The sequence below is a fragment of the Pseudomonas sp. Pseusp97 genome, from assembly GCF_047304025.1.
Lineage (GTDB): Bacteria > Pseudomonadota > Gammaproteobacteria > Pseudomonadales > Pseudomonadaceae > Pseudomonas.
Genome location: NZ_JBGLYK010000196.1, coordinates 1 through 10,709, shown reverse-complemented (window position 1 = coordinate 10,709; position 10,709 = coordinate 1). Strand labels below are relative to the sequence as shown.

General features: G+C 67.1%; 8 protein-coding genes. 2 read left to right on the top strand and 6 right to left on the bottom strand.

From position 1 onward, the window contains the following. Positions 1 to 106 precede the first annotated feature (106 nt). From ACCC94_RS23590 to ACCC94_RS23565, 6 genes are all read right to left on the bottom strand, one after another. Positions 107 to 2,179, bottom strand: a complete 2,073-nt coding sequence (locus ACCC94_RS23590) for an EAL domain-containing protein (protein ID WP_413352018.1) — start codon at positions 2,177 to 2,179, stop codon at positions 107 to 109. A 65-nt stretch (positions 2,180 to 2,244) separates the two neighbouring features. Then, a complete protein-coding gene (locus ACCC94_RS23585) occupies positions 2,245 to 4,053 on the bottom strand; it encodes a molecular chaperone (RefSeq protein ID WP_413352017.1) in 1,809 nt (602 codons plus the stop codon). Between the two features lie 128 nt (positions 4,054 to 4,181). Next, positions 4,182 to 5,159, bottom strand: a complete 978-nt coding sequence (locus ACCC94_RS23580; RefSeq protein ID WP_413352016.1) for an HPP family protein — start codon at positions 5,157 to 5,159, stop codon at positions 4,182 to 4,184. 75 nt (positions 5,160 to 5,234) lie between these two features. Beyond that, on the bottom strand, positions 5,235 to 6,104 hold the full coding sequence (gene asd / locus ACCC94_RS23575) for an archaetidylserine decarboxylase (RefSeq protein ID WP_413352015.1): 870 nt from the start codon (positions 6,102 to 6,104) through the stop codon (positions 5,235 to 5,237). A gap of 3 nt (positions 6,105 to 6,107) precedes the next feature. After that, positions 6,108 to 6,923: a thiosulfate sulfurtransferase gene (gene rhdA, locus ACCC94_RS23570; protein ID WP_413352014.1), complete on the bottom strand. Its 816-nt coding sequence runs from the start codon at positions 6,921 to 6,923 to the stop codon at positions 6,108 to 6,110. 114 nt (positions 6,924 to 7,037) lie between these two features. After that, positions 7,038 to 8,549 carry an HDOD domain-containing protein gene (locus ACCC94_RS23565; RefSeq protein ID WP_413352013.1) on the bottom strand — a complete coding sequence of 504 codons (1,512 nt, stop codon included), beginning with the start codon at positions 8,547 to 8,549 and terminating at the stop codon, positions 7,038 to 7,040. Between the two features lie 133 nt (positions 8,550 to 8,682). Between ACCC94_RS23565 and motA the strand changes: the two genes are divergently transcribed. After that, on the top strand, positions 8,683 to 9,534 hold the full coding sequence (gene motA, locus ACCC94_RS23560) for a flagellar motor stator protein MotA (RefSeq protein ID WP_413352011.1): 852 nt from the start codon (positions 8,683 to 8,685) through the stop codon (positions 9,532 to 9,534). A gap of 15 nt (positions 9,535 to 9,549) precedes the next feature. After that, positions 9,550 to 10,608, top strand: a complete 1,059-nt coding sequence (gene motB / locus ACCC94_RS23555) for a flagellar motor protein MotB (RefSeq protein ID WP_413352009.1) — start codon at positions 9,550 to 9,552, stop codon at positions 10,606 to 10,608. Positions 10,609 to 10,709: the final 101 nt, after the last annotated feature.

Here is a 10,709-nt window from a genome sequence, read left to right as displayed (position 1 = left end):
TTTTTTTTTTTCCCCGCCTGGGGGTCGTTTGCGCGCGTCCGGGTCGGCCTCGCCCCCGCGCGGGGGGGGGGGGCCCCCCCCCCCCCCCCGCTCCTACAGGTGTGGGTTACTCGTCCGAGGCGAAATCGTAGTCCATCGCCTGGCTCGGGCCCTGCAGGTAGCGGCCCTGGATGTAGTTGGCGCCGGCCTGCCACAGGGTGGCGAGGGCGGTGGCGCTTTCCACCATGGGTACGATGGTCAGCTTGGCCTGGGCGTGCAGGCTGGCCATCAGGGTCTTCAGGTTTTCCTGGTTCTCCGGGACGTTCAGGTCCTGCACGTAGGAGCCGTCGACCTTCACGAAGTCGACGTTCATGTGCTTGAGCGTGTTGAACGGGTTGAGCGCGCAACCGAACTGGCACAGCGCGATCTGGCAGTGCAGCTCGGCCAGCCCCTGGCTGAGAATCTTGGCCTGGCGCAGGTAGGCGATGGCATCCGGTTCGCTGATCTGCACGATCAGCGCGTCGGCCGGCAGGCGCGAGGCCTTCAGCGCGACGCTCAGCCATGGCAGCAGTTCCGGGTCCTGCAGGCTGGGGCCGGAGAGGTGCACGAAGAGCTTGGTCTCGTGGCCCTTGGCGCGATGCTCGGAGAGCAGCTTGATGGAGTTGAGCAGCACCCAGCGGTCGATCTTCTCGGCCAGGCCACTGGTCTTGGCGGCGTTGAGGAAGTCCGCAGGAGGCACTTCCTCGCCTTGCGGGTTGAGCAGGCGCAGCAGCACTTCGTAGTGTTCGTGGGTATCGCCGCGCAGGCTGATGATCGGCTGGAACAGCAGGCGGAAGCTGTTCTGCTCCAGCGCCTGGCGGATGATCGCGCTGACGTCGCCACGGTAGGCGGCGGCGGCGAGTTCATCGGCCGGGTTGTAGACCTTCAGGCCGTTGCCGCCTTTCTGTGCGACCTCGTCGGCGCCGCGGTGGGCGCGTTCGATGACGTCCTGGGGGCGGGTGGTCTTCTCGTCCAGGCCGGCGGTGCCGATGGACAGGGTGACCTGTGCGGTGCGGCCATGGATGTCGAACAGATGGCCTTCGACCTTCTTCAGCAGGGCGCTGAAGCGAGGCGCGGAGTGCTCCGGGGTTTCCCCCGGCAACAGGACGGCGAAGACGTCGTCGCTCAGGCGGGCCAGCTGGGCCAGCTCGGGGAACTGGCCACGCAGCAGGTTGCCCAGGTCCGCCAGCAGCAGGTCGATGCTGGCGACGCCGAGGTCGAGCTGGAGCGCTTGTGCGCGGTCCAGTTGCATGTAGGCGAAGGTGGCCGGCTGGCCGGCGGTCACCGCACGCTCGACGGCGTTGTCCATCAGGTCGAGGAAATGGGCGCGGTTGAACAGGCCGGTGACCAGGTCCTGGCTGCTGACTTCGCGCAGCTTTTCCTCGAGCTGGGCGTTGTCGGTTTCCGCGCGGATCACCACCTGGATGCATGGCTCGCCGTCGTAGGTGGCGGGCGAGAAGCTCATGCGCGCGGCGAAGGCCTGGCCGTCGCTGCGGATGCCGCTGCAGGCCAGTTCGGCGTTGTCCTCGGTGGTCTGGTAGCCCTTGAGGAAGTCCTTGAAGTTGGCCTGGTCGCAGCCGGCGATCAGGTCGATCATCGGCATGCCTTCCAGCTCCTCGGCGTCCTCGTAGCCGAACAGGCCGACGTAGGCGCGGTTGGCATAGATATGCATGCCGTCGTGGACGTAGGTGATGGCATCCACCGAGCTGTCGAGCAGCAGTTGGCAGCGCTTCTCCGCCTCGCGCAGGGCGACTTCGGCGGAGCGGCGTGCGCGGCGTTCCTCGAGGTTGGCCAGCTCGCGGTTGGCCACCAGGATCAGGCGCTCGTCCTCGCCTTGCGGTAGGGCATCCTGGGCGCCGAGGGCCAGGGCCTCGGTCACGGCGTCGGAGTCGTTGCCGCTGACCAGCTGGATGAAGGGGATGTCCTTGGCCTGCCGGCGGATCGCGCCCAGCGCTTCGCTGGGGTCCAGCGCCTCGGCTTCGGGCGCGGCGATCAGCAGGTCCCAGCCCTGGGGCAGGACCTCCGTCAGGTCTTCGCTGGAGGTGATGCGGTGGACGCGGGTCGCACGACCGGCGTTGCGGAACAGGCTGACCAGGCGCTCGGCTTCGTTCTGCGAGTCTTCCAGGATCAACAGGCGGATGGTTTTCTTTTCATTGGCCATGGGGAAGGCTGCTTATACCGCGCTGGACGGCAGCAAAGAGGCGACGAAAGGGAATCCTCCGGAATCTACAGAGACTTCCAGAGGGAGTCAAAGTCTTCCTCCCCGCCAGGGCCGCGAGCGTTCGACCCTGTGATGGGCTTATCGCTCGGAAGGCCAGCCGCGTCCTGCGCCTGGTATTCGAACTGGGTGAAGCTGGCGGTGGCGGTGACCTTGCGGGTCAGGGTCGCGCGGCGCTCGTCCCCGTGCAGGTTGAGCTGCACGCGGTTGCCTTCCTGGAAGGGCAGGCGCGGGGTGATGACGGTGGCCGGGCGCGAGATCGCGGCGATCTCCGGCAGCAGCAGGGCGCGCAGATACTGGCTGCCCTGTTCGGTCTTGCGCAGCAGCTGCAGGCCGCAGGGTTGGGCCAGCGGGGCGACCAGTTCAATGCCCATCTGCGTGCCGCCGCCGCGAACCTGGCGGATCCAGCGCACCACGGCGACGCTCCAGCTGTGCTCCGGCGTGTCCTGGATGCCCAGCAGTTCGCCGGCCTGCAACTGGCTGGGAATTTCCTTCGGCCAGGTCAGGCAGTAGCCGCCGGGGCTGTGGTTGACGATGTTCAGGGTGTGCACGGGATAGTCGTCACGCTGGGTTTCCACGGCGAGACCGCCGACGTGGTCCTCGGCGCTGCGCGGCGACGTGTACTCGATTTCCTCCAGTGGCATGCCGGGCTTCCAGTCGTTGACCTTCTCCGCGTCGAAGGCGCCGGACCAGGCGTCCTTCACCTCGGTCTTGAAGGTCGGCAGCTGTTCCTGAACCTGGATCTTCAACAGGTCGTTGAAGCCTTTGCGACCGGCGAGGAAGTAGTGCAGGGCGCTCATGCCGATGCACAGGGTCAGCTGGCCCTGGCCGGGGGTGCGGTGGAAGGTCCGTTCGGCGATGTCGCCCCAGGCCGCGGCAAGGTGCTGCAGCAGGTCGATGCTCACGCCTTCTGGAACCTTCAGACGCGCCTGTGCGCGGTTCTCCGGCGGCAGCAGCAGGTATTCGCGGATGACGTCCACCAGCGGCTGCGGGTCGATGCCCAGGCCGCCGGTGAGGTCGCTTTCCTTGAACAGGGTGCGGTAGCGCGGAGGGCCATCCACCGCCGGCACCACCACGAAGAGGGTGGAAGGCGCATCGGCGGGCTGAACCTTCACCAGCGCCGCCCAGCTCTCGAGGACTTCGGCGACACGGGCGATATTGTTCTGGCGCATCTGGTTGCAGCGGGCGGAGCCCAGCATCAGCGCCACCAGGTAGGCGTGCTCGATGGACAGCCCCTGGGACTGGCGCGCCAGGGCGTCGCGCACCGGGGTGTGCTGCAGGCCGTGCTGGCGGGCCAGCTGGTAGAGCTGGTGGAGCTCCAGCCACAGGTGCTCGGGCACCGGGCAGTACAGCTGCGAAGCACGCACCAGCGGCCCGCAGAGACTGCGAATGGCGCGCTGGATCGCGGCGGTCATCACCTGGGCGCGCTCGCGGGTGAAGCGCGAGGCCTCGCGCGCGACGATGATCTTGTAGCCGATGGCCAGATGGTTCTGCAGCGCCTGGCAGAGATTGGCGACCTTGCGCGGGCGCTCGTCCAGGACAATGGACTGGTTGAGGAAGTGCCGCTCCAGGTTATGGCAGACGAAGTGGACTTCCGGGCGGAACAGTTCCAGCAACTGCAGGCGCGTTTCCACCGGCAGCTTGAGCTGGTTGAGTTCGATCAGCCCCTGGTAGAGCTGGCGGGCAGTCTCCCCGAGGTTGGCCTTGGGCAGGTGATCCAGCCAGTATTTCAGCTCGCGCGTGTTGGCGTTGCAGAAGCTCAGGCTCTCGTGCGTCGGGGTGGGGACACGTAGAAACTGCTGGGGACTGTTGTCCATGGCGGGAATGGTTTCTCCACAATCCGCTTCGTTGTACGAACCGGTTGGTCATTACTGTCGGCTTTTTCCGAACTCTAGCAGCATCCGCCGCCCGCCGCAGCCCATCGCCCGACTGGTGCGCGGACGGGTCACGGCAGCGGCGTTTCGCCTTTTATCTGACGTTGCAGAGCGTCGCGCGATGAATCCTGGGCGGTGACGCGAACCCAGCCGTCTCCCTGGGGCATCACCGCGTGCGCGGCCCAGTCGAGCAGGTCCTGGCGCCGGCAGACGCCGGTGTTGCCCTTGCCCGCTCCGGCAACCACCTTGTAGACCAACTGGTCCTGGCGGCCGCGCTTGTCCGGATGGTCGTCGATCACCTGGCGCACGGCCCAGGCGTCGCCACTCAGGGCATTGCTGTAGCTGGCGCCGAGCAGGATGTCGTCGGGAGTCAGGCGCTGCGCCTGGGCGTGTTCCTGGGCCAGCTGGAGGATCTTCAGCAGGTCGTCGAACTGCACGTCGATGTAGGAATCCATCTTGCGCAGTGCGTGGTAGAGGTCTTCCGGCGCGGGCCCGGCGGGGAGCTTCGGCGAAGCGGGCAGGCGCGCCAGCGGAGCGGGGTAGCGGCGCCAGGCGAACAGGCCGTTGAAGGCCACCGCGACAGCAAGGATCAGCACCACATTGAGCAGCACCGGACTGAGCACGTAGTGGAAGCCCAGTGCGCTGATCGCCGGCCCGCCGGAGACCGCCGCCAGCGCGGTGGCGCCGCCCGGTGGGTGAATGCAGCGGGCGTAGTGCATCACCAGGATGGCCGCCCCTACAGCCAGGGCCGGGGTGAAGGGCTGGTCGGGAAAGACTTTCTGGCAGACCACCCCGACCAGCGCCGAGAGCACTTGCCCGCCCAGCACGGCCCAGGGTTGCGAGAGCACGCCGTGAGGCACGGCGAACAGCAGCACGGCGCTGGCGCCCATGGAGGCTACGACCCAGATGGCGGCTTCGCCGGGCAGGACCCAGTGGGTGACGGCGTAGATGGCGGCGATGCCGCAGATCGCGCCGATGGCGGAGAGCCATTTTTCAAGATGACTGGTGGCGTTGGCCCGCCAGCCCATCAGATGCAGGAAGCGTTTCATGGCAGGGAACTGGCACGATGAGGCGAAAAGCGGTGGCGGGCGGCTCATTGGCCGCCCGCCTTATAAGAATGGGCGTCAGCCCTGGCGCGCGCCACCCAGGCGCTCGCCCATGCGCACGGCGCTGGTGGCGGCCAGGTTTTCCGCCCAGCTGACCTGCCCGGGGCCGAACAGCACGATGGCGGTGGAACCCAGCTTGAAGCGGCCCAGCTCGGCGCCTTTCTCCAGGTGGATCGGCGCGCGGGACGCTTCGTCGTAGGAGAAGGACTTCAGCTCGCGCTTGGGCGGTGTGACCAGGCCGGCCCACACGGTCTCGATGGAGGCGACGATCATCGCGCCCACCAGCACCACGGCCATCGGCCCGCGCTCGGTATCGAAGATGCACACCACGCGTTCGTTGCGGGCGAAGAGTTCCGGCACCTGCTCGGCGGTCAGCTGGTTCACCGAGAACAGGCGGCCCGGCACGTAGACCATCTCGCGCAGGGTCCCGGCCAGCGGCATGTGCACGCGGTGGTAGTCCTTGGGCGACAGGTAGACGGTGGCGAATTCGCCGCCCATGAAGGGCGCGGCACGCTCGGCGTCGCCGCCCAGCAGTTCCATCAGGCTGTAGCTGTGGCCCTTGGCCTGGAACACGCGGCCATGCTCGATCGGGCCGAGCTGGCTGATGGCGCCATCGGCCGGGCAGAGCACCGCGCCTGCGCTTTCGTCCAGCGGACGCGCACCTTCCTTGAGGGCACGGGTGAAGAAGGCGTTGAAGTGCTCGTAGGCACCCAGGTCCTCGACTTGCGCCTCGCGCATATCGACCTGATAGCGGCGGGCGAACCAGGGGATCAGGCGGTCCTTGAACCAGGGCGCGCGGCATTCGGCGGCGCAGCCGATCAGGCGCGACAGCAGGTGATGCGGCAGCAGGTACTGGGCGAGGATGAACAGACGATCTTTGAACGACATTCCTTAAACCTCTACGGGGGTGTCGGGATGGTTGCCCCATTCCGACCAGGAACCGGCATAGCCCTTGACCCGCGGATAGCCGAGGGCCTTGGCCACCAGGTAGGTGAAACCGGAACGGTGGTGGGTCTGGCAGTGGGTGATCACTTCCTTGTCCTTGGTGATGCCCAGGTCCTCAAGGATCTGCGGCATATCGGTACGGATGCGCAGCGCGCGGGCCGGGTCCATGCCGGCGGTCCATTCGAAATTGACGGCGCCGGGCACGTGGCCGGCCTTGGCGGCGAGGACTTTCTGGCCGCTGTATTCGCTGGGGTTGCGGGCATCCCAGACGGCCAGGTCGGCGGCGCCCAGGCGGCTCTGCAGGTATTCGCGGGTGGCGGTGGGCTCGTCGTGCAGGGTCAGCGGCAGCGGGCCGCCGGCGGCTGCGGGGACGTCCTGGCTCAACGGCAGGCCGTCGGCGAGCCAGGCGTGCAGGCCGCCATCGACGTAGTGGTATTTGCCGTGGCCGATCACATCCAGCAGCCAGATGAAGCGGCCGGCCCAGCCGCCGCCTTCGTCGTCGTAGACCACGTAGACGGCATCGGGGTTGTGGCCCAGTTCGCCGAACAGCGCTTCGAGGTCGGCCTTGGCCGGCAGCAGGCCCGGCGCGGGTGTGCCGCCCAGCTGAGTGCGTGCAGGGGCGACGAAGCGGGCGCCGGGAATGTGGCCTTCGGCATAACGCGCGGCACTGGTCAGGTCGACCAGGATCAGTTCGGGGGCGTCGAGGCGGCTGGCAAGATCAGCCGGTTCGATCACCAGGGGCAGGGCGGAGAAGGCGGACATGGCGGAGTCTCCCGGCGGGAACGGTGAGGGGAGGCAACGTGAGCAGGCGCCCTGGGCTACCCCGTGAGGGCGGTTAGTTTAAAGGGGACGCGGCGGGGCGCAAACCTTTCCGGATCAGGCGCCCCGCGCCATCTGCTTCACCGCGTGCTCGATGCACTGCACGGTGCGGCCGAACGCCTGGGCATGCAGGTCCGCCAATGGCTGGCCGTTGCGGTCGCAAAGCACCAGCATGACCACCCGCGCGCCGTTGCCCAGCGAGCGCAGCAGCAGGTGCTCGCTGGGGAGCAGCGCCTTCAGCGAGCCGGGAATCAGTGCCGAAAACTCGGCCATGTTGGCTGGGCTGAGGCGCAGCTGACCGGGTTGTTGCAGGAGTTTGCGCAGCACCGGGCTGGCGGCGACTTCCAGCTTGAAGTCACCGATCTCGCCCTCCAGGCCGAAATGCCGGCGCGCCTGCAACCAGCTGCCGCCCTTGTCGGCCAGCAGGATCATCCCGCGTTGCAGCCCGCAGGCCTGCAGTGCGGCAGTAGCACAGTCGAGCAGTTGCAGGACGTTGCTGAACGGGCTGGGCTCCTGCATCAGGCGGGTGCAGTGTTGCCGCCATTGGGCGAGGGTGTCGGGAGGGCTGGCCGGTTCCCCGGCCTTCGGGCCGTTGACCCAGCGCCGGGCGTCCCACGGCCAGAGCAGCGCTTGGGCCGGGTGCCAGAGCAGGGGGCGGGCGTGGCGGCGGGCGCTCTGCGCGGCGAGGCCGTGGACGGTCTGCTGCAATTCTTCCAGCGGCATCTGCAGGTAAAGGCTGGTCAGGCGTTGCCAGCGCAGCATGTGCACGCCGCCCCAGGACTGGTGCGCGGCCATGGCGAGGCTGTTGGCGAGGAGGATGGTGTTGGCCGGGCGGGTCAGCCAGCGTTGCAGCTCGGGATCGGCGTCCAGCCGCTGCTGCTGGCCCAGTGGATCGTGCTCGGTATGGGCGACGTGCAGGGCGCGCACCAGCAGGCGCTTGTCGTCGCTGAGCAGGGCGTAGCCCTGGCCGACCCAGTCCGGCAGCCGCCAGTTGTCGGCCAGCGCGCGACACAATGGCAGCAGGCGGGTGCCGAGCAGTTCCTCTTCCACTTCGCTGCTGCAGCGGCCCAGGCCATAGACCTGGCGCTGCCAGTTCTCCAGCAGTTCGGGTCTGGCGGTGGCCAGCGCCCACAGGGGCGCGAGGGTGAACAGGCTGCCCCAGTGGATTTCCTGCCATAGCCGCGCCAGGCGGTTGGCGAACAGGCCGCTGGCCTGCTGCATGGCGTGACGGCTGATCAGCAGCAACTGGTTCAGCGCGCGCGGCATCTGCGCCTCGGGTACCGCCGGCAGGCTATCGAGCAACTGGCTGGCGCGGCTCAGGCCCAGGCGGTTGAGGGCGACTTCCAGGCTTTCCGCCGGATTGTCCCTGGCGCTCGCCGCCCGGTTGGCCTCGCGCAGGATGGCGAAAGCCAGCGTCGGCGCGTCCTGCAGCAGGTCGGCGATGTCCCGTATCGAGCGGCGGCTGTCGTTCAGCGCCCGGCGAATGTCGTCGCGTTGTTCCAGGGGAACGGGCAAAGGCAGATGTTCCAGCTGGGTAAGCCAGGCCTTGAGACGCTCTGGATGAAGCATTTGCTTTGACATGCGTGAGGCGCCGAACTGGTTTTTAGTGTTTTCGGCCTATAGTCTTGCCCGAAATCTCCGATAACAACAGGGAGGCGGGAAGAGTGCCTCCCTTTCTGTTCACAGTTTCAGTCCGGTCCCCATGGCAAAAATCATCGGCATCATCGTCATTCTGGGTAGCGTGCTCGGCGGCTACATGCTTTCCGGCGGCAAGATCGCGGCCATCATCCAGCCGTTCGAAGTGCTGATCATCGGCGGCGCCGCGCTGGGTGCCTTCCTCCAGGCCAACCCTGGCAGCACCTTCATGACCGTGCTGAAGAAGGCGCCGAAGATGTTCGGCAACCGCTTCACCCACACCTTCTACCTGGAGGTGCTGGGAATGCTCTACGAGGTGCTCAACAAGAGCCGCCGCGAAGGCATGATGGCCATCGAGGCCGACGTCGAGGACCCGGCCGCCAGCCCGATTTTCAGCAAGTACCCGGCGGTGCTCAAGGACGAACGCATGACCGCCTACGTCTGCGACTACCTGCGCATCATGTCCTCCGGCAACATGGCGCCCCACGAGCTGGAAGGCCTGTTCGACATGGAGCTGGGCAGCCTCAAGGAAGACCTCGAGCACCCATCCCATGCCGTCACCCGCGTCGCCGACGCCCTGCCGGGCTTCGGTATCGTCGCCGCGGTACTGGGCATCGTGATCACCATGGCCCTGCTCGGCCAGGGCAGCCAGGCCGAAATCGGCCACCATGTCGCTGCGGCGCTGGTGGGCACCTTCCTCGGTATTCTCGCCGCCTATGGCTTCGTCGGCCCGCTGGCCAATGCCCTGGAGCACGACGCCAAGGAAGAGCTGAACCTGTACGAGTCGATCAAGGCCTGCCTGGTGGCTTCCGCCTCCGGCATGCCGCCGTCGCTGGCCGTCGAGTTCGGCCGCAAGGTGCTGCTGCCGGCGCACCGCCCCAGCTTCAGCGAGCTGGAGCAGGCCGTTCGCGGTCGCTGACGGGTCGTCTGACGCATGGATAACAACCAGCCGATCATCGTCAAGCGCGTCAAACGCTACGCCGCCGGCCACCATGGCGGGGGCTGGAAGATCGCCTTCGCCGACTTCGCCACCGCCATGATGGCGTTCTTCCTCGTGCTCTGGCTGTTGTCCTCGGCGACCCCGGAGCAGAAGAAGGCCATCTCCGGCTACTTCCAGGACCCCATCGGCTTCACCGAAAGCGCCAGCCCCTATGTCATCGACCTGGGCGGCACGCCGACACCGGCGCCGGACAAGACGCTGAACCCGCAGATCCAGGCTCAGCCGGACGCCGACGAGACCCGCGTCAACCCGGACGAAAACGCCAAGATCACCGAGCAACAGGCGCAGGACGTCGCCGAGCAGGTGGAGAAGGAGCGCCTGGAGCTGCTGCTGCAGGAATTGCAGAACAAGGTCGACGAAAACCCGACCCTCAAGCGCTTCAAGGACCAGATCCTCTTCGAGATCACCCAGGACGGCCTGCGCATCCAGATCGTCGACTCGGACAACCGGCCGATGTTCGACCTGGGCAGCGCGCGCCTGCAGCCGTACTTCGAGGACATCCTGCTGGCGCTGGCCGAGACCATCAAGCAGGTGCCGAACAAGATCAGCATCAGTGGCCACACCGACGCCAAGCCCTACGCCGGCAATGGCGAGTTCGGCAACTGGGAGCTTTCGGCCAACCGCGCCAACGCCGCGCGCCGTGCGCTGGAGGCCGGCGGCTATCCGCTGGACCAGATTGCCCGCGTGGTGGGTTACGCCTCGTCCGCGCTGTTCGACCGCGACAAGCCGCTCAACCCGGTGAACCGCCGCATCGACATCATCGTCCTGACCAAGAAGGCCCAGCGCGCCATCGAGGGCCAGGACGGCAAGGCCGAGAAGCCGGCCGATAGCGCCGCTCCGGCGGTTCCGGGCACGGCAGCACCCAATGCCGCGCCAGCCCAGCCGACGGCCGGGCAGGGCGACCCGCTACCGCCGGACCAGCTCAAGCAGAAACTCAACCTGTTCGACGACGGCGGCACGCTGAAGCTCGACGAGCTGAACAAGCAGCAGTGAGAAACGCGAAGGCCAGCTGAAAAGCTGGCCTTTTTCATGGGGGCTTCGTAGGAGCGAGCTTGCTCGCGAACCCGCTTGATGCCTTGTCTGTCCGGCAGAAT